The following is a 19,696-nucleotide window of genomic DNA, read 5'->3' on the forward strand; positions in this document are numbered from 1 at the left end:
GCCACATACGTGCAAATCCGTTCCCGAAGGTCCAAAGAATATGGTTTGCCCATGATCCACCTCCCAACGGAAGTGAATCAGACAAAAAGCTTCCTGTGAATCCCTTTCGATTCAGATCAAACACAAAACGCTTTAGCGCACCCAGACCTCGACCCGTCGGTTGGCCTGCCGCCCCCAAGCGCTGTCATCACAGGCCATCGGCAAGGCTTCTCCGAATGCATCCACATCCAATTGAATACGGTCGAAGTTCGCGGTCTCGGCGGCGGAGATAATGGCACGGCGCACAGCCTCGGCCCGCCGCAATGCAATGGTGCGATTGACGTCTGCCGGGCCATCCCCATCGCTGAAACCCACCAGCAAGACCTGGCGTGCATCGTATTTGCCCTGCTCCATCGCAAGCGCCAATTGCTGCACATTTGATCGTGATTGCGCGTCCAGACGCACCGACCCCGCCTCAAACCGAAAAGACGTTGTCAACCGCTCCATGCCGTAGAGGGTGCGCGTCATGCGTTGTAACTCTTCCAGCGACACTTCCGGCCCCGCTGAGGTGATCGCATTGGCAAAGCGGTAACCTTGCGCGTCGATACTGACCTCTTCGGGAGATTGATCTACGAAACCAGCCCGGCGGATCATGATTTGTGCCGCGGGTGAACGCGTGAACGCCAGTAACTCACGCGCCACTTTGGGCAAGCGCCGGGCAGGCATATACCGGAACATAGGCGCTGTCAGCGGGTAGTCTTCGGTCTTGATGGTCCCGCGATCTGCGGACATCGAAAATCCGCAAGGCCCCGTCAGGGTCAACGCCCGTGTACTGCCAACCTCTGAATAACTGACGATCCCAAAGGCAAACGGATCACGCAGAACCGCCGCAACAAGTTCATCCGGACGGGGATGGCGGATAATTCCTTCTGCAAAGGCAAGACCGGCCGGGCCCATTACATGGTCTTCGACGGATTGCCCCAGACCGGTCGAGGCATCCGGCAGGTGCAGCACTATCTCTGCATTTGCGCCGCCAAGGTCCTGCCAGTTGGTGATCCGGCCGGCAAATACTTCAGCCAGATCTTGCGGTGACAACCTGTCCACCGGATTGGACGGAGCAACAATCGGCACCATGGCATCCAGCGCCAGAACACGACTGCGGTTGACCTGTGTCATATCCCCCAGCCCCGCCGTACGGGCACGCAGGCGTTCATCGGGTCGGATTTCGCGCAGCGCCATGACGAGATCCGCTTCGTTCACCAACAGGTCTGCAAAGCCTTCGTCTGTCGTGGAGACACGGAAGTAGAACCGCGCGGCAGGTGCGCCATCGGATTGGTTGCGCAAGATATAGACAAAGGTCGAGTCACCTGTTGCGACCCGTTCTGCGGTGAAGTCATTGCGTAGCGCAAAGCCTTCGATCAGCGCAGGCATCAAAACCAGACCCATTGTGGCAGATCCGGAAATGTTCACTTCAGCCACGAAATTCTGCAGATTGGGGCAAGCAGGCCCATCGCACAAGACGCCGGACCCATCGACAGTCAACTCGCCGTAAACCGTTTCAAGGCGATAGAACTCACCGTCGAAACCAAGCAATGTCCCGCTCAGCTCGACCGCGCCATCGGGCGAGGTGAGCGTTACATCCTGCGCATGGGCCGATGTGCCCCATATGAAAAGTGCAGCGAAAATCGCCACACGTGCCCAAGCCATAAGATGCCCTTCGTCGCAACGGTGTTCAGTTGCTTGCGACTTTCAGGTCTGAAACGAGATTGTTCAACACCAGAAAGCTACCAACGGCATCGCAACCCGGGACGGCAAGGATCAAATCCTGTGTTATCAGCTTGCCGCCGTCGGTGATCTCGATCGTTTCCGCTTCAATTTCCAGTCCGCAGTTTTTCGGGGTCACCTCAGCCTCCACGCTGAGATAGACCGGGCCGTCCCGCTGTGTTTTGCGGGAAGGGAATGTGTAGATTTCTGCCAACCGGGGCTCTGCGACGCTGATGTCACCAAGTGGCATCAGAAATCCGTGTTCACCGCGTATCAGGCTGTCGATATCCGAGGCGCCGCCGGACCAGATATGGCCGGGCTCTCCGTAGCCTGCACCGAATTCGCGCGCATGCAGCTGAAATCCGGCCTGGCCCCGCCAGTGCACCGCCACGCGATCGTAATCGTCCAGATCGGTCACTTGCGTATGCGCAACGGCACCATCGCCATTTGAAAAGGCGAGGATGAAAACAGCTTGTTCCTTCAGTGCCGGCACGGTCACTTTCAACGACCCTTCCGCATCGGTGGCCAAGGTAAACATCATGCCGTGGTGGTGCACGGTCAGACGTTCATTGACCGCGCAGGGTGCCGACATGGTCAGGTTTACCATGGCTCCCGGCAGTGTTTTCGCGGTAGCGGTCATCACGCAATCTTCCGCTCTGACTTCCGCGGTGGGGAGCGTATCCCGGTCCAAGTCAGGGAGGCTGGACGGTTCTGGCGCTGAGATGCGCGAAATTCCGTCCTCTTCGGCGGGGGTTGTCAGAATGATGACATCACTGGACGAGATCTGTTCGATCTCGTCCACTTCCAAAAAGAGGCCTGAGTGCGTTTTGTCGATGATCGGTGTTGCGGTTGATCCGGTAAAAGCCGCGGTCGGGCGCCCCTCGACACCATATCGTTCCTTGGCCGCCGCCCCGACCTGCATTGCAACCCCAAGGCCCGCGGCGATGCCGAGTGTACCAACGGCGGTAATGACCTCTTTAAGGTGAAACATGGTCATGCGTCCCTTCCACGGATTGGTTCGCGGAGTAACTCCCAAATCAAAAGGGCCGGGTCATGACCGGGAAATGAACTCTTTGCGTCAGGATTGCGGCGACGGCGTCAGACCAGACGCCCGTGACAATGCTTGAACTTTTTTCCTGATCCGCAGGGGCAAGGCTCGTTGCGGCCGGGGCTGCCCCACGTGGACTGATCATTTTCATCAAAGCCCGCATTTTTCGCTTCGGGCGTGGGCGCAGGCGTTTCATTTGTCACTTCGGCCGGAGCTTGCGGTTGCTGTGCGGCGATCTCCGCCATCATCGCCTGACGCTCTTGTTCGGTCATGGGTCGGATCAGGGCGAGCTTCTGGGTCACCTCGTTCCGCAGGCTATCCAGCATGGCTTCGAACAGTTGAAACGCTTCGTTCTTGTATTCGTTCAGTGGATCACGCTGTGCGTAGCTGCGGAAGCCGACAACCGAACGCAGGTGTTCAAGCGTCAGCAAATGCTCGCGCCATTTGGTGTCGATGGCTTGCAGGATCAACTGCTTTTCGATGGTTCGCATATTCTCCGGACCAAAGGACTCGGTCTTTTCTTCCAAAAGCTTGTTACTGGCTTCGATCAGACGCTCGCGGATTTGCTCATCATCCACGCCTTCTTCTTCGCACCATTCGATGATTGGTACATTCAGGCCCAAACGCTCGATCACGGCGGCATAAAGACCATGGGTGTCCCATTGATCCGCATAGGAATTGGCGGGCATGTACTGGTCGATCAAATCGTCCACGACCTGATCCCGCATATCCGATGTCATCTCGGACAGATCGTCCGCTTCCATGATTTCGCGGCGCTGGCCAAAAACGACCTTGCGCTGTTCGTTCATCACGTCATCGAATTTGAGCAACTGCTTGCGGATATCGAAGTTACGGCCTTCGACCTTTGCCTGTGCGCGTTCCAGGGACTTGTTGACCCACGGGTGCACAATCGCCTCACCCTCTTCCAAACCAAGGGTTTTCAATACCTTATCCAAACGGTCCGAGCCGAAAATGCGCATCAGGTCGTCTTCGAGCGACAGATAGAAGGACGTGCGGCCGGGGTCGCCCTGACGGCCTGAACGGCCACGCAACTGGTTATCGATCCGGCGGCTTTCGTGGCGTTCAGAGGCCAGAACAAACAGGCCACCTGCCGCCAGCACTCTTTGCTTTTCATCTTCGTGCTCGGCCTCGATGCGCTTGCGCACATCATCGGGGTCGATGTTCGGATCCGCTACAATCGCTTCAAGCACTTTCAGCTCGACGTTGCCGCCCAGCTGAATGTCGGTGCCGCGGCCCGCCATATTGGTGGCGATGGTCACCGCCCCAAATTTGCCGGCATCCGCGATGATCTGCGCCTCCTGCTCGTGTTGGCGCGCGTTCAGAACGTTGTGTGGGATGTTTTCTTCTTTCAGCAAGGCACTGAACATCTCGGATTTATCGATTGACGTGGTGCCGACCAGAACGGGCTGCCCTTTTTCGTGGGCGGCCTTGATCTCCTTGACCATAGCACCGTATTTTTCGGTCCCTGTCCGGAACACCTGATCATCTTCGTCGATGCGGGTAATCGCCCGGTTCGTCGGAACTTCAACAACGCCCAGACCGTAAATCTCGCCGAATTCCTCGGCTTCGGTGGCGGCCGTGCCCGTCATGCCGGCCAGTTTGTTATAGAGGCGGAAATAGTTCTGGAACGTCACCGAAGCCAGCGTCTGGTTTTCCGGCTGGATCTTGACGCCTTCCTTGGCTTCAAGCGCTTGGTGCAGACCTTCGGACAGGCGACGGCCCGACATCATGCGACCGGTGAATTCGTCGATCAGAACAACCTGATCTTCCCGCACGATATAATCCTTGTCCTTCTTGAACAGAATATGCGCCCGCAGACCTTGGTTCACGTGGTGTACGATCGTGGTGCTTTCGGGATCGTAAAGCGTTGCGTCAGCTTCGATCAGATCGCGCACACGCAACTGTTCTTCGAGAAATTCAATGCCTTCGTCGGTAAAGGTCACGTTCCGTTGTTTTTCATCCAGAGTGTAATGCTCGGGCTGAATCAGCGGAATGATGGCATTGATGGTGACATAGAGCTCAGACCGATCAGCCATATGGCCGGAAATGACCAGCGGCGTCCGCGCCTCGTCGATCAGGATACTGTCGACTTCGTCTACGATGGCGTAATTGTGCCCGCGTTGCACCATTTGGTCGATAGACGGTTTCATGTTGTCACGCAGATAATCGAACCCAAGCTCGTTATTGGTCGCATAGGTCACGTCGCAGGCATAAGCCTCTCGTTTTTCGTCTTCGGACATGCCTGCAACAGCCACACCAGTGGTAAGACCAAGGGCGGCAAAAACCTTGCCCATCCATTCGGCGTCACGCCGTACCAGATAGTCGTTGACCGTCACGACGTGCACACCCTTGCTGGTAAGAGCATTGAGGTAAACGGCAAATGTAGCGGTCAGGGTCTTGCCTTCGCCGGTCTTCTGCTCGGCGATATTGCCTTGATGCAGGAAAATCGCCCCCATCAGCTGTGTGTCATAGGCGCGCAGACCCAGAGCCCGCCTGGCAGCTTCGCGGCAGTTGGCGAAAGCTTCGGGCAGCAGATCATCCAGGTTTTCACCCGCGTTGGCCCGTTTGGCCAAAGCGTCTGTGCGTTCTTTCAAACCATCGTCGCTCAACGCTTCGAATTCCGGCTCCAGCGCATTGATCTTGTCGACCAATGGCCGAACAGCTTTGATCTTGCGATCGTTTGGGGTGCCGAACACCTTTTTGGTGAGAGTTCCGAAACCGAGCATGCGTTCTCCAGCCGATCAATTCATGTTGTGCAGCAACTGCTTGCCGGACAAGCGCCAAGCCCATAGATACGGGTGGAAGAAACCGACCCAAACTGCGTCCATAGGGCGATGTAAGGGTCGCGCCAAACCGTGTCAATGCACGCACCCTGCGCGCAGCTAGCCTTAGGACTGATCTATGACGAAACATTACCTTTCATTGCCCATTTTCGGACTCTTGACCGCGATGGCGTTGCCCGCCAGTGCCCAGGACGCAGATACGGTGGTCGCCACGGTTAACGGAACTGAAATCACAATCGGGCATATGATTGTCGCGCGATCCACGTTGCCGCAACAGTATCAGCAGCTGCCTAACGATGTTTTGTTTGAAGGCATTCTAAGCCAGTTGATCGATCAGACCCTTTTGGCGCAATCCTTCGAAGGTGAGCTGCCCAAACGCACGACCCTGTCCATCGAAAACGAAAGACGTTCGTTGACCGCGGCTGAAGTGATCGAAAATGTGTTGACCACCGCGCTGACCGAAGAGGCCATTCAAACCGCTTATGCGGAGAGACTTGAAGCGTTTGAAGCGTCAGAAGAATACAATGCCGCACATATTCTGGTTGAAACCGAAGAAGAAGCGCTGGCTGTCGTCGCCGAGCTGGAAGCCGGTGCGGATTTCGCCGCCACGGCCCGCAATCAGTCAACTGGCCCCTCCGGCCCCAACGGCGGTGATCTGGGCTGGTTTGGGCCCGGCGCCATGGTGCCTTCGTTCGAGGCGGCAGTGATCGCACTGGAAGTCGGCGCAGTGTCGGCCCCGGTCCAAACCCAGTTCGGCTGGCACGTCATCAAGCTGATCGATACACGCAAAACAGATGCACCAACTCTGGATGCCATTCGCAATGAAATCGTGAGCGATCTTCAAGCTTCGGCTGTAGCCAGCCGCGTGGAAAGCCTCGCGGAAACAGCAACAATCGACGAGTCTTCCGCAGAGGGGATAGACCCGGCGATCCTCCAAGACCTGACATTGGTTGAATAACGATGGCTGCCAACTTGCCCAGATCGCCTTTGGCGCCTGCAGCCTTTCCGGCATTGCCCATGATCGACGGCGTAGAATTCGCCGCCGTTTCCGCCGGTGTCAGATATCAAGGGCGGTTGGATGTGATGCTGGCCAAATGCGCGCCCGGAACGTCCATCGCGGGCACGTTTACGCGCTCGGCGACGCGCTCGGCGTCGGTTCTGGATTGTCAGGTCAAACTCGGAAAACAATCTCGGGACGGTGCCGCTATTTTGGTGAACTCAGGCAATTCCAATGCCTTCACCGGGCGCAATGGCGTGGCAGCGGTCGGCACTATCGTTCAGGCCACTTCGGACGCGACCGGCGTTGCGGCTGATCGGATCTTTACCGCATCCACAGGAGTCATCGGCGAGCCGCTACCGTTTGAGCGGATTACAGAAAAGCTGGCGGACCTTAATGCGGAGCTTTCCGCTGATGCGATCGCAGACGCAGCGGCCGCCATCATGACGACGGATACCTTCGCCAAGGGGTCCATGGCCACCTGCGACGTGGACGGCAAAATTGTCAAAATAGCAGGTATCGCCAAAGGCAGCGGCATGATCGCGCCCGATATGGCGACCATGCTTGTCTATATCTTTACCGATGCGCACGTCGCTCAAGAGCACCTGCAGGATATGACAACGCGGCTGGTGGATGAAACGTTCAATTGCATCACAGTGGATAGCGACACATCGACTTCCGACAGCCTGATCGTTGCCGCAACCGGGGCAAGCGGTGCGGATGCGTCTGAACACCCCGGCTTTGAAGAAGCGCTCGGATCCGTCATGCGAGATTTGGCACATCAAGTTGTGCGCGACGGTGAAGGCGCCACGAAATTCGTAGAAATTCGTGTGACCGGTGCTACCGACAAGACGGCGGCCAAAATGCATGCGATGTCGATTGCAAATTCACCTCTCGTCAAAACCGCGATTGCTGGCGAAGATCCCAACTGGGGTCGCATTGTTATGGCAGTCGGGAAATCCGGTGCGGCTGCGGACCGCGATACATTATCGATCTGGTTTGGTGACGTGTTGGTGGCCGAAAACGGCTGGGTCAGCCCGACTTATAGCGAAGCGGACGCAGCCCTGCACATGAAGTCCGATCACATCCGCATTCGTGCCGATATTGGCATGGGTTCATCCGACGTGACGGTCTGGACCTGTGATTTGACGCATGGATACATTGATATCAACGCTGACTATCGCTCATGACAGACAAGCCGATTGTCCTGGTTTCGGCCGTCGCGTTGATTGACGTCGACGGGCGAGTATTGCTCGCGCAACGACCCGAAGGAAAATCAATGGCCGGCCTTTGGGAATTTCCGGGTGGCAAGGTCGAGACCGGTGAGACGCCAGAGGCGGCGCTGGTGCGAGAACTTGAAGAAGAGCTGGGAATCAACACATGGAAGTCCTGCCTGGCGCCCTTGACCTTCGCCAGCCACAGCTACGATGACTTTCACCTGCTCATGCCTTTGTTTGCGTGCAGAAAATGGGAAGGAACACCCCATTCCCGCGAGAATCAGTCATTAAAATGGGTGCGCGCAAACGACCTGAAATCCTACCCGATGCCGGCCGCAGATCTCCCTTTGATCCCTGTATTGCGTGATTTGCTGTAGATCCGAAGGTCTTAAAGTTTCAATTTCGATAAAAAAAATGGCGTGTTTTGAATATTTTTGGTGACATATTAACCAATAAGTTGAAAGATAGTCTTAAGACTCACAGATGGGGAGGAACTACAATGCTTCGAACAATCTCTCTCGGTACTTCGATTTTGATTCAAGGCATCTTCGTCCGGTCACTTCCGGACGGTCGTATAACGGTCCGCGTTGATAGCGCCGACTATTCGGGAAAACCGGTTACGCGCGCGGCCTGATTAAGCAAGACACTCACGAATAAAAAGGGGACGGTTTTCACCGTCCCTTTTTTTGTTTTATCAGTCACTTCACGCCAAGGTGCGTGTCACTTCTTCACGCTCGAAAATCTCGATCACATCTTTCGGCCGGATGTCATCGTAGTTTTCGAAGGCCATGCCGCATTCCTGACCTGACTGCACTTCTGCCACTTCATCCTTGAAGCGCTTGAGTGTTTTGAGCGTGCCTTCGTGAACAACCACGTTATCGCGCAACAGACGCACACCCGCAGAGCGGCGCGCGACGCCTTCTGTGACCAGACAGCCGGCAACCTTACCGACATGTGACACTTTGAAGACCTCTTTGATCTCGGCATAGCCGATGAAGGTTTCGCGAATTTCAGCACTCAGCAAGCCTGATGCCGCCGCTTTCACGTCGTCAACCAGATCGTAGATCACCGAGTAGTACCGGATCTCAACACCCTTCTGGTTTGCCGTATTCCGTGCTGATGCGTTTGCACGGACGTTAAAGCCCATGATCGGCGCGCCAGATGCTTCGGCCAGACCCACGTCCGTTTCGGTAATCGCACCAACGCCGGAGTGGAGCACGCGGACGCGTACTTCGTCGTTTCCGATCTTCTCCATCGCCTGGACGATCGCTTCGGCAGAGCCCTGAACATCCGCTTTCACCAGAATCGGCAGCTCGCTGACATCCTCGTCCGCCTTGGCATTCGCCATCAGTTGCTCGAGTGTCGTTGCCGCACCGGCAGCCGCACGTTTGTCCTTGGCTGCATTCGCGCGATACTCCGCGATCTCACGGGCCTGCGCTTCTGTCTCCGTTACGTTCAGAACGTCACCCGCTTCGGGTGTGCCGTTCAGACCAAGCACCTCGACAGGCACCGATGGGCCCGCTTCCTTGACGCGCTCGCCCTTGTCATTGATCAGCGCACGGACCTTACCGTACTGCTCACCCACAACAAAGATGTCGCCCTGGCGCAACGTACCATTCTGGATCAAAACAGTCGCGACGGGACCACGGCCCACGTCCAACTGTGCTTCGATCACAGCACCCTGAGCCGCCCGGTCGGGGTTGGCCTTGAGCTCGAGAATTTCGGATTGCAGCGCAATCGCTTCGAGAAGTTCGTCCAGACCCTGACCGGTAATCGCGGACACTTCGACGTCCTGCACATCGCCGGACATTTTTTCGACAATGACCTCATGTTGCAACAGATCGGTGCGGACCTTGTCAGGCGTCGCTCCGGGTTTGTCCATCTTGTTGATCGCCACGATCATCGGCACTTTTGCCGCCTTTGCGTGGTTGATCGCCTCGATCGTCTGCGGCATCACGGCATCATCCGCCGCGACCACCAGAACGACGATGTCGGTGACCTGTGCACCACGTGACCGCATCGACGTAAACGCGGCGTGGCCGGGTGTGTCGAGGAAGGACAGCTTGGTGCCGCTATCGGTTACGACTTGATAGGCGCCGATGTGCTGCGTGATCCCGCCTGCTTCGCCCGAAACCACTTTGGCATCGCGGATGGCATCCAGCAGTGACGTTTTACCGTGGTCAACGTGACCCATGATCGTAATCACCGGTGGGCGGGGTTGCAGATCGGCTTCGTCATCGACGATCTCTTTGATCACGTCTTCAACGTCGGCATCAGACACACGTTGAACCGTGTGGCCAAACTCTTCGATGACCAGTTCCGCAGTGTCGGCGTCAATCGTTTCGTTCTGTGTCAGCATCATGCCCATCTGCATGAGGGACTTCACCACATCACCAACGCGCTCAGACATACGGTTGGCAAGTTCCGAAACAACAATCGCCTCTGGCAAGTTGACCGTCCGCATGACCTTTTCGCGTTCAACCGAACCGCCCATGGCTTTTTGACGTGCGCGTTCCTGTTTGCGCTTCATCGCCGCCATGGAGCGATGGCGACCAGCACCCGCGCCCGTAGCTTCGGAAAGCGTCAGCTTGCCGGACCGGCGATTATCGTCGCCTCGGCCTTTCGGACGCTGCTGTTGTTCACGCTCGTTTTTCCGGGGCGTTGCCGTGGGCAGTTGCGTCTGCCGCGGCGCGGCTTTTGCCGGTTTGGGTTCAGTCGGCTCTGATGCGGCCTGTGCCGCAGCCACAGCCTCGGCGGCTTTGCGCGCCTCGTCTTCCGCTTTCAGACGCAGGCTTTCTTCGCGCTCTTTTTCTTCGCGTTCCTTGGCCTCCATCTCGGCCCGGCGACGCTCACGCTCTTCTTCGCGTGCTTTTTCTTCGGCAGCACGGGTCGCGGCCTCTTCGACTTCACGCGATTTGGCAGCCTGAACGGCCTTCAGGCGACGCTCCATTTCGGCGTCTGTGATCCCTGCCGGGCGACGGCTGGGGGTCCCTACCGTCGGGCCGGAACTCACAGGTTTGGGAGCCCCCGTCTTGGGAACCACGACCCGCTTGCGCTTGGTTTCGACGACAACGTTCTTAGTCCGCCCGTGGCTGAAACTCTGTTTCACATTGCCCGGACGCGCGCCGCCGCGCAGCCCCAGTGTCTTTTTACCGTCTGTATCGCTCATAAAGCTCGTCTATCCTTCCAGGCGACCGTTGCCGCCTTCATTTTCGCGCACACCGCGTAAACGGTTGGCTTCCTCTACAACACGTTGCGTGAGTCCGCCAGAGGCCAGCGCCCCGTGAATCACAGTTTGGCGACCGAACGCCAATCCCAACTCATGGGATGTCAGCCATCCGATGTAACTTCCAAAATGCGGCGTGCTCAGCTTGGACTTGCCACGGCCCGAACCATCTACCGCCTGAATAAGGACTTGCGCTTCTTCCATTTGAAGCCAGCCCTTTACCTTTTCGTACCCTGCCACGGCTCTGCCGGATTTGCGTGACAACGCAATCAGATCGACCACACGACGGGCAAGTTGCCGCTCAACCTCGTTCACCAGATCCTCTGGCACGGTCACGGATTGCTTGGCCCCGCGTGCGAACAGTTTTTTCGCAACCGCCGTTTCCAGCGCTGAACGTTGCGCCGCGACGTAAATGCCACGCCCCGGCAGTTTGCCCGCAATATCGGGCACAATCTGGTCATCCGGTCCAACGACAAAACGGATCAACCCGTATTTCGGCTGCACCTCGCCTGTGGCAATGCACTTGCGTTCAGGTCCATCCGACCGATCCTTTGAGGCGCCACCGCGTCCCATGAGGCTGTCCCGAGGCCTGAGATCAGGCCTCGGTCTCCTCGGTCAGTTCGGCGTCTGCATCTTCTTCTTCGGCTTCCAGTTCCGTCGGATCCACCCAGCCCAAAAGAACACGGGCAGTCATAACCAGATGCTGTGCTTCTTCCAAGGATACGTCAAAGGGTTCCAGTACGCCATCATCCTTGTGGCGTTCACCGTCGACCGTCGTCCAGCCACCAGCCAGTTCCCAATCCGCGCAGGTTGCAAAATCTTCCAGCGTTTTGACATCGTCCTTGGCCAATGCCTCAATCATTTGGGGTGTCAGACCGTCAAATTCAATAAGGCTGTCTTCAGCACCCAGAGCGCGCGCATTTTCCAACGCGGCTTTGGCAGCGGCTTCCAGCACGTCGCGGGCCCGAGCCTGCAACTCTTCAGCGGTGCCCTCGTCGACACCGTCGATGACCAGAAGCTCATCCTGCTCGACATAAGCAACCTCTTCGAGGTTGGTGAAACCTTCGGACACCAGAAGCTGGGCAAAGAATTCGTCGAGATCCAGATTGTCCATGAACAGCTTGGTGCGTGATTCGAACTCTGCCTGACGGCGGGCCGATTCGTCCGCCTCCGTCATGATGTCGATGTCGAGACCGGTCAGCTGGCTGGCCAAACGCACGTTCTGACCGCGACGGCCAATGGCAAGGCTCAGCTGCTCTTCGGGCACGACAACTTCGATCTTGCCGGCTTCTTCGTCCAGAACAACTTTGGACACCTCGGCAGGCTGCAATGCGTTCACGAGGAATGTCGGCTGATCTTCATTCCACGGAATGATGTCGATCTTTTCGCCCTGCAATTCGTTCACGACGGCCTGAACCCGGCTGCCGCGCATACCAACGCAGGCTCCGACGGGATCAATGGAGTTGTCATAAGAAATCACGGCGATCTTGGCGCGCGAACCCGGGTCACGGGCAACGGCTTTGATCTCGATGATGCCGTCATAGATTTCGGGCACTTCCATCTTGAACAACTCCGCCATGAATTCAGGCGCGGTGCGGCTCAGGAAAATCTGCGGGCCGCGTTGCTCGCGACGCACGTCCTTGATGTAGCAGCGGATGCGATCATTCGGGCGATACGATTCGCGACCGATCTTTTCATTGCGACGCAAAATCGCTTCGCCTGCGCCCACATCGACGATGACGTTGCCGTATTCTTCGCGTTTGACCAGTGCGTTGATGATGGTGCCTGCGCGGTCCTTGAACTCTTCGTATTGGCGATCACGCTCGGCTTCGCGAACCTTTTGCAGGATGACCTGCTTGGCCGACTGCGCGGCGATTCGACCCATTTCCACGGGGGGTACTTCTTCGATCAGTTGCTGCCCGACCTCGGGTGCATCCATGTATTGCTTGGCCTGCTCGACGGTGAACTCAGCCTGATAGTTTTCCAACTCGTCATCTTCGACCACGGTACGAACGCGGGTGAACGTCGCCCTGCCCGTTTTTCGATCAATCGCAACGCGAATGTCCATCTCTGCGCCGTAGCGGGACTTCGCCGCACGCGCGAGCGATTCTTCCATCGCCTCAATGACCAGCCCGGGGTCGATCATCTTTTCGCGCGCAACCGCTTCGGCAGTTTGCAAAAGCTCAAGCTGGTTTGCAGATGTAATGGCCATCAGCTGTTCTCCTCTGACCCTTGGGTCTCGTTTGTGTCTGCACCCTCGGGCGCGTCTTCGGATATCTCGTCAAAATCGGATTCTTTGAGAACGCCGGCCGCTTTGCGCTGGCGCAGCATCTCCTTGATCAACTCGTCTGTCAGGACCAGCTTGGCGTCGCTCAACCAGTCAAACTTCAAACCTATCGTGCCTTCGGCCACGTTGATCAGCACTTCGTCGCCGTCAATCCCGGCAAGCACGCCCTTGAAACGGCGGCGTCCATCGATCAGTTCGTCGGTCTCCAGCTTGGCCTCATATCCTTCGAACATGTCAAAGTCCTTGAGGCGTGTCAGCGGGCGGTCGATGCCCGGGCTGGACACTTCAAGCGTGTATGCATCCAGGATCGGATCCTCGACATCCAGCGTGGCGCTCACGGCGGTAGAGATCACGGCACAATCATCGACTTCGATCCCGCCATCGGCCTTGTCCGCCATGATCTGCAAGATCGACTCTTTGCCGCTCATCAGGCGCACGCGCACCAGTTCATAGCCAAGATCCTCTATCACTGGAGTGATGATCTCGGCCATGCGGCGGTCAATGGCGGCTTTGGCAATAAGGTCGGTGTTCATAAGTCCTACGCGTGCTTTCGGCACAAAAAAACGGGCGCGCGGCCCGTCGATCTTTCCCGGTGGAGCGTTGGGTTTGGACCCCAGCGCACCGCTGTTGAGAGCCATATACGCACCTGCGCCCGACTCTGCAAGCCCTCAGGCGATCCACCACCGTTCCGCCATGCGCAAATTATCCAGCGGCCATGCTTTACCGACGGTGACAGGCACGGCAATCGACTGGCTTGCGATATGCGTGACGGTCTGGCCATCCGGCAAAAGCAGGTAATCCCGCGGATCGGCATAGGCATCCAATTCGGTGATGTCGGCCACATCGACCATCGCATCGCGCAAGGCCTCTGCGCGAATGGCGGCATCGCTGAAATGAACAAACTCGATGCTGTCGAACCAACCGGCATGGGCAGACTTCCAATGCTCTGCGACACGGGTCCCGATGAAATGACGCCCGGGTTCGAGCTTCTGCACTTGGTAGATACCCGTACCCATGCCGGTATCCGAGCGCTGCTCGTAACCCGGGTGGGCCAGCAGATAAGGCAGATTGGGGTTGGGCGCATCGAGTGTGATTTGCAACCTGCGCGCATCCAAAACCCGCACATCGAATGGCAGGTGGACATGAGACGCATCGAACGCTGCACCATCATGAAACAAAACGTCGTCACGCAAGGAAAACTGCCAGATGCGCGCATCTTGGTTCGAGGTCCATCCGGTCGCCAAGGCGCCGCGCAACGTCCCGTCAGCGCCAATCTCGGTCAGGTTGTCATAAACCGTGCTGGAAATCGCCAGATCAAACAGATCTGCCGACAAAGCCGCGCGCAACCGACCACCGCGTTTGGGGGCCGCCGACACGCCCGTGGCCGCCAGAAGCGCTGCGGCAGCACCTGATGCAAATAGGGCGCGGCGGTCCAAACGGGTCATTTGCCTGCGATCCTGTCCATGGTGCGCACCAGTTCAGCCGAAATTCCCGGCTCGGACAAGGCATGTCCAGCATTCCGCACCATCTTCAACTCGCCCGCGGGCCAGGCCTGTGACAGGGCATAAGCGGAATCCGGTGGGCAGATCATGTCGTAACGCCCTTGTACGATCGTGCCGGGGATATGCTTGATCCGTCCGGCATGGGCCAGGATCTGGCCATCAAACTCAAGGAACCCAGCATTGGTGAAATAGTGATTCTCCAGCCGAGCAAAGGCGCGGGCGTATTCACCAGGCGCTTCGCCCCCCGCACCTGTCGAGTGAATGGACGCCAGCGCATTTTCCCAGGACGACCACGCCCGTGCAAATCGTGTTTCGAGCGCGACATCACCGGAAAACAGACGGCGGTTATAGGCTTCGATGAGGTCGCTGCGCTCATCCTCGGGCACCAGCCCCTCGAAGCGGGACCAGACTTCGGGCCAGAATTTGCCCGCCCCACCGCCATAAAACCAATCCAGTTCGGATTGGGTCATCAGGAACACACCACGCAGCACAAGATTGCGCACACGCGATGGATGCTCTTCGGCATAGATCAGCGACAGGGTTGCGCCCCAACTGCCACCAAATACGATCCACGCATCGATTTCCAGCGTTTTGCGAATCAGTTCGATGTCTTCGACCAGATGCCATGTCGTGTTGTTGGTCACCGACGCATGGGGCCGCGACCGGCCACAGCCACGCTGATCAAACAGGATGATCCGATAATACGCAGGGTCGAAATAGCGGCGCATCGCGGGGCTGCATCCGCCGCCGGGGCCGCCGTGCAGCACCACAACGGGCACGCCATCCGGGTTTCCGCACTGCTCTACATAGATGCGGTGGCCTTGGCCCACGTCCAACATCCGTTGATCGTAGGGGTCGGTTGGCGGGTACAGATATTGCACCGCGCGCTTTTGATCACTGTGTTTGTCCATTACTGACCTACATAGGGCTTAAACGCACATGAGCACACGGAGACGAAAATGCAAACGCATCAAACGACCGTCGATCCCTCGGAGATCGCAAAATTTGAAGCGATGGCCGCAGAATGGTGGGATCCTAACGGAAAATTCAAGCCTCTGCACATGCTGAACCCCTGTCGGCTGGATTACATCACCAGCCAGATCGCCGCCGAATTCGACCGCGACCTGAAATCTGCCGCACCTTTTTCCGGATTGCGCATTTTGGATATCGGATGTGGTGGCGGGTTGCTGGCGGAGCCCATGGCGCGCCTTGGGGCGGATGTGGTCGGCGCGGATGCCGCCGAACGCAACATTCCCGTGGCGCAGGTGCATGCGGAACAATCCGGCCTCACTATCGACTACCGACACACCACGGCCGAAGATATGGCCGCCGCAGGAGAACAATTCGACGCAGTGCTGAATATGGAGGTCGTCGAGCATGTAGCCGACCCGCTTGGCTATCTGACGGCGTGTCGGCAACTTCTGAAACCCGGTGGCTTGCACATCTGTTCCACGATCAACCGCAACCCCAAGTCCTTTATGATGGCGATTGTGGGAGCCGAACACATCATGCGGTGGCTGCCAAAGGGCACACATGAATGGTCGAAATTCATCACGCCGGACGAGCTTTTTGATCTGATGCGGCAGGCCGGACTGGAGCCGGTGGATCGGCAAGGGTTTGTTTTCAACCCGCTCACGTGGGGCTGGAAGCTGTCTGATCGCGATCTGAGCGTCAACTACGTTACGGCCAGCCTCAATCCGGCTTCGCCTTCGGGCTGAGCTGCATCCGCAGTTGACGCAAGATGGGGAGGGTCGCGCGCACGCTGTCCTCGCCCAACTGGTCGATGACATCCGATACCAGCGGCGCAATGGAACTCAGGGCCTGCTCGCGGGCGCGCCGACCCGCCGGGCTGATGGCGACCATTTTCCGACGGGCATCGTCCCAATCCGGCCGGATATGCACATAACCCGCCCATTCCAGCCGCGAGAGCGTATTGGTCATGGCCCCGCGGGTAATATTGAATGTTTCGGCCAATTGCGCGGGGCTGCGCTCCCCTTCGTGCCAGGCGAGGTGATTCAGCACCGAAAAATGGGAGATTTCCATTCCCTTGGGCAACACCCGGCTCAGGCGGTTGCGCACCATCTGGTCCGCCGCCAAAATCTCGCTAAACAGCGAAATGGCCAGAGTGTTCTTTTCCGTGCTCATGCAATTCTAAGGGCCCTCGAATTTGCGCGCATTCTCCCGCGAGGGGACGCGACGCCGGGCCTCGGCCACCTTTTCCAGTTCCAGATCAAAGATATAAACCCCCGGCGCCGTGCCTGCGTCAAGCACGACCTCGCCCCACGGATCGACCGCCAGGCTGTGCCCGTAAGTTGACCGTTTCTTTTGAGATCCACCCGGATGCGTCCCTGTCTGGGCTGGGGCCAGAACCCACGCCCCAGCCTCGATCGCGCGGGCGCGCAGCAAGCTGTGCCAATGGGCCGCACCCGTTTCCGGCGAAAAGGCTGCCGGATAAGTCAGGATTTGTGCCCCCGCCGTCACCAGTGCGTCCGCCAATCTGGGAAAGCGCATGTCGTAACACACGGCCATCTCAATCGGCGCGAACGGCGTTTCCGCAAGAACCGCCCGTGAGCCCGGACGGTAGCCATCCGATTCCGCCCAGGTTTCCGTTTCCGAAATCGCAACGTCAAACATATGTATCTTGTCATAGCGCGCTAGAATTTCGCCATCCGGGCCGATCAGAAAGGACCGGTTGGCAAAGCGCCCATCCGCATCATCCGTCTTGAGCGCCAGAGAGCCGATGAGCAGGTGAATGTGCAATTCTGCCGCAACGTCACAAAGTGCGGCAAGCGTCGGGTCATCTTCTTCGTGGCGCAACACCTCGTTCTGATGTGCGCGACTGGTGCTGAGGCAATTGGTGACCTCGGGCGTCAACACGAACGTGGCACCCTGATCCGCCGCCTGTCGCACAAGACCGAGAGTATGCGGCAGGTTGGCTTCCGGGTCGTCAGAAACGTTGAGTTGTAGAATCGCCGCCTTCATTACGCGGCAAGCAAGCTGTCGAGCTTGCCCGAACGTTCAAGCGCATAAAGATCGTCACAGCCGCCCACATGCGTGCCGCCAATGAAAATCTGCGGAACAGTCCGGCCCCCGTTTGCGCGCGCGATCATTTCCGCCTTGCGCGCGGGTTCACGCAGCACGTCGACTTCGGAAAAGGAAATGCCCTTTTCGTTCAGCAAGCGCTTCGCCGCGTGGCAAAAGCCGCACAGTGGCGATGTGTAAATCTCTACCGTGGTCATGATGGTGCTCCTTTCGGCATGCATCCTTTGGCTGCTACACTTAGGTGCCTTTGGCCGCCCGTGCCAGTACAGATACGCACACATCGCCCGCACCCGCTGCACGGCAAACATGCGCACATGCCTCAAGGGTGGCCCCGGTGGTCAGGACGTCGTCGATCAGCAAGACGGACCGGCCGATGATCCGGTGGCGGCGCTTTGGGTTGATCTTGATCGTGCCTGTCAGAATTTCGGCACGCTCCTGCCGTGTTTTTCCGCCCAAGGATGGCGTATACCTGAAGCGCTGCAACAGATCGGGACACCAGTCGAGGCCCGACACATCCGCAAGACTTTTGGCGATGAGCGCCGATTGATTGTACCGCCGTTTGGCCAGCCGCATCCAATGCAGCGGCACCGGGGCGATCAGCGTACTTTCGGTCAGTATGTCCTTGGTTGACAGATGCATCCACCCTGCGGCGGGGTGCGCGATCTCCTGCCGGTCACCGTGTTTGAGCCGCAAGATCAGTTTACGACCCATCCCGCCATAGATCAGCGCAGCGCGACCCTGCGACCAGGATCTTTTTGTTTTCAAACAAGAATCACAGTGGATCGGCCCATTTTCCATTTGCCCGGGCAATGGAACTCCACACATATCGCACGCCGTACCGCCGATGAACTGCGTATCGGCCCAGCACGGACCGCATAACCCGAAATCACTGTCTACCAAGTCCCCGCACCCCAAACAGCGCGGCGGATAAATGGATTTCAGAGCTGTTTGTAAAAGTCCCATATTGATCCTAGAAGTCGCGCCATGACCCAACCGAAACCGATCACCGATCTAGAAGCCCTCGCGCGGAACCGTCAGCGCGCTGACCCGCAGGCCCTGTTCCTGCAACAAGCCGCACGCGACGAAGTCGATGATCGCGTGAATATGGTTAACAAACCCTTTCGATCCCCTGCGATCGTTACCGCTTTTCCGACGATCTGGGCAGATCGAATCGCTGACACCGTTGTGATTCCTGAAGTTGAGACCTTGCCTCTGGGCGTGGGCCAACACGATTTGGTGATCCACAGCCTCGGTCTGCACTGGGCCAACGATCTGGTCGGGCAACTGATCCAGTGCCGCAGGGCGCTACAGCCGGACGGCCTGCTGCTGGCGGTTGCGCTGGGCGGGCAAACTCTGCACGAATTGCGGTCTTGTCTGGCACAGGCCGAAAGCGCCGTAACGGGTGGTTTGTCGCCTCGCGTGGCCCCGATGGCGGAAGTTCGAGACCTTGGCGCGCTATTGCAACGGGCGGGTTTTGCGCTGCCGGTGGCCGATACCGTCCCGTTCGAAGTCATTTACAAATCGGCCTGGCACCTGATGCGGGATTTGCGCGCTATGGGAGAAGCCAACGCAATGACCGCGCGACTGAGGCACCCGACCCGACGTGCGGTTCTGGATCTGGCCGCCGACCTTTATTTGCAAAACTACCCGGCCGATCAGGCGGGCATCAAAGCGACGTTCGAAATGATCGTTTTGACAGGATGGGCGCCAGCCGACAGCCAGCAAAAACCTCTGCGTCCTGGTTCTGCGCAAACAAGGCTTTCTGACGCTCTCGGAACGGACGAAACGTCGCTGTCCGATTGACCTGAAGGCAAAACCGTTTATCTGACG

At 57.8% G+C, this 19,696-nt stretch carries 18 protein-coding genes and 1 pseudogene; 5 read left to right on the forward strand and 14 right to left on the reverse strand.

The window, feature by feature from the left end:
* Positions 1 to 132: 132 nt before the first annotated feature.
* From LC354_RS05245 to secA, 3 genes are all read right to left on the reverse strand, one after another.
* Positions 133 to 1,686 (reverse strand): phosphate ABC transporter substrate-binding/OmpA family protein, encoded by a 1,554-nt coding sequence (locus tag LC354_RS05245; protein WP_223421801.1) that lies wholly within the window; start codon positions 1,684 to 1,686, stop codon positions 133 to 135.
* 25 nt (positions 1,687 to 1,711) lie between these two features.
* Positions 1,712 to 2,734, reverse strand: a complete 1,023-nt coding sequence (locus LC354_RS05250) for a hypothetical protein (protein ID WP_223421802.1) — start codon at positions 2,732 to 2,734, stop codon at positions 1,712 to 1,714.
* Positions 2,735 to 2,841: 107 nt separating this feature from the next.
* On the reverse strand, positions 2,842 to 5,538 hold the full coding sequence (gene secA, locus LC354_RS05255) for a preprotein translocase subunit SecA (RefSeq protein ID WP_223421803.1): 2,697 nt from the start codon (positions 5,536 to 5,538) through the stop codon (positions 2,842 to 2,844).
* A gap of 175 nt (positions 5,539 to 5,713) precedes the next feature.
* Here secA and LC354_RS05260 point away from each other — a divergent pair, with 175 nt between their 5' ends.
* From LC354_RS05260 to LC354_RS05270, 3 genes are read left to right on the forward strand one after another with little or no spacing between them, the layout of a single operon-like run.
* The gene (locus LC354_RS05260; protein WP_223421804.1) at positions 5,714 to 6,553 is read left to right on the forward strand and encodes a peptidylprolyl isomerase; all 840 of its coding nucleotides are present in this window, start codon (positions 5,714 to 5,716) and stop codon (positions 6,551 to 6,553) included.
* 2 nt (positions 6,554 to 6,555) lie between these two features.
* A complete protein-coding gene (gene argJ / locus LC354_RS05265; RefSeq protein ID WP_223421805.1) occupies positions 6,556 to 7,782 on the forward strand; it encodes a bifunctional glutamate N-acetyltransferase/amino-acid acetyltransferase ArgJ in 1,227 nt (408 codons plus the stop codon).
* Positions 7,779 to 8,186 (forward strand): (deoxy)nucleoside triphosphate pyrophosphohydrolase, encoded by a 408-nt coding sequence (locus tag LC354_RS05270; protein ID WP_223421806.1) that lies wholly within the window; start codon positions 7,779 to 7,781, stop codon positions 8,184 to 8,186. The genes argJ and LC354_RS05270 overlap by 4 nt, the downstream gene beginning before the upstream one ends.
* 326 nt (positions 8,187 to 8,512) lie before the next feature.
* On the opposite strand, the gene infB is transcribed toward LC354_RS05270, so the two are convergent.
* The 6 genes from infB to pip form a co-directional block, all read right to left on the reverse strand.
* Positions 8,513 to 10,978 carry a translation initiation factor IF-2 gene (gene infB, locus LC354_RS05275; RefSeq protein ID WP_223421807.1) on the reverse strand — a complete coding sequence of 822 codons (2,466 nt, stop codon included), beginning with the start codon at positions 10,976 to 10,978 and terminating at the stop codon, positions 8,513 to 8,515.
* A 9-nt stretch (positions 10,979 to 10,987) separates the two neighbouring features.
* Positions 10,988 to 11,608, reverse strand: coding sequence for an RNA-binding protein (locus LC354_RS05280; RefSeq protein ID WP_223421808.1), 621 nt, complete (start codon positions 11,606 to 11,608; stop codon positions 10,988 to 10,990).
* 22 nt (positions 11,609 to 11,630) lie between these two features.
* Positions 11,631 to 13,247, reverse strand: coding sequence for a transcription termination factor NusA (gene nusA, locus LC354_RS05285; protein WP_223421809.1), 1,617 nt, complete (start codon positions 13,245 to 13,247; stop codon positions 11,631 to 11,633).
* On the reverse strand, positions 13,247 to 13,855 hold the full coding sequence (rimP, locus tag LC354_RS05290) for a ribosome maturation factor RimP (RefSeq protein WP_223421899.1): 609 nt from the start codon (positions 13,853 to 13,855) through the stop codon (positions 13,247 to 13,249). The genes nusA and rimP overlap by 1 nt, the downstream gene beginning before the upstream one ends.
* Positions 13,856 to 13,990: 135 nt before the next feature.
* Complete coding sequence (locus tag LC354_RS05295) at positions 13,991 to 14,767, reverse strand: ABC transporter substrate-binding protein (RefSeq protein ID WP_223421810.1); 777 nt, start codon at positions 14,765 to 14,767, stop codon at positions 13,991 to 13,993.
* Positions 14,764 to 15,735, reverse strand: a complete 972-nt coding sequence (gene pip / locus LC354_RS05300; RefSeq protein ID WP_223421811.1) for a prolyl aminopeptidase — start codon at positions 15,733 to 15,735, stop codon at positions 14,764 to 14,766. Before pip ends, LC354_RS05295 begins: the two co-directional genes overlap by 4 nt.
* A 48-nt stretch (positions 15,736 to 15,783) precedes the next feature.
* Between pip and ubiG the strand changes: the two genes are divergently transcribed.
* A complete protein-coding gene (gene ubiG, locus LC354_RS05305) occupies positions 15,784 to 16,542 on the forward strand; it encodes a bifunctional 2-polyprenyl-6-hydroxyphenol methylase/3-demethylubiquinol 3-O-methyltransferase UbiG (protein WP_223421812.1) in 759 nt (252 codons plus the stop codon).
* Here the strand turns inward: ubiG and LC354_RS05310 are convergent.
* The 5 genes and pseudogenes from LC354_RS05310 to LC354_RS27875 form a co-directional block, all read right to left on the reverse strand.
* Positions 16,517 to 16,969: a MarR family winged helix-turn-helix transcriptional regulator gene (locus LC354_RS05310; protein ID WP_223421813.1), complete on the reverse strand. Its 453-nt coding sequence runs from the start codon at positions 16,967 to 16,969 to the stop codon at positions 16,517 to 16,519. The genes ubiG and LC354_RS05310 overlap by 26 nt on opposite strands.
* 6 nt (positions 16,970 to 16,975) lie before the next feature.
* Positions 16,976 to 17,806 (reverse strand): carbon-nitrogen hydrolase family protein, encoded by an 831-nt coding sequence (locus LC354_RS05315; protein WP_223421814.1) that lies wholly within the window; start codon positions 17,804 to 17,806, stop codon positions 16,976 to 16,978.
* Positions 17,806 to 18,063, reverse strand: coding sequence for a glutaredoxin 3 (grxC, locus tag LC354_RS05320; protein ID WP_223421815.1), 258 nt, complete (start codon positions 18,061 to 18,063; stop codon positions 17,806 to 17,808). The genes LC354_RS05315 and grxC overlap by 1 nt, the downstream gene beginning before the upstream one ends.
* A 40-nt stretch (positions 18,064 to 18,103) precedes the next feature.
* Positions 18,104 to 18,631 (reverse strand): ComF family protein, encoded by a 528-nt coding sequence (locus LC354_RS05325; RefSeq protein WP_317849271.1) that lies wholly within the window; start codon positions 18,629 to 18,631, stop codon positions 18,104 to 18,106.
* 9 nt (positions 18,632 to 18,640) lie between these two features.
* Positions 18,641 to 18,829: pseudogene (locus tag LC354_RS27875) on the reverse strand (double zinc ribbon domain-containing protein); the annotation flags it as partial.
* 21 nt (positions 18,830 to 18,850) lie between these two features.
* On the opposite strand from LC354_RS27875, the gene LC354_RS05330 reads away from it, so the two are divergent.
* Positions 18,851 to 19,669: a methyltransferase domain-containing protein gene (locus LC354_RS05330; RefSeq protein ID WP_223421817.1), complete on the forward strand. Its 819-nt coding sequence runs from the start codon at positions 18,851 to 18,853 to the stop codon at positions 19,667 to 19,669.
* Positions 19,670 to 19,696: the final 27 nt, after the last annotated feature.

This window comes from Tateyamaria pelophila (assembly GCF_019966495.1).
Taxonomy (GTDB): domain Bacteria; phylum Pseudomonadota; class Alphaproteobacteria; order Rhodobacterales; family Rhodobacteraceae; genus Tateyamaria; species Tateyamaria pelophila.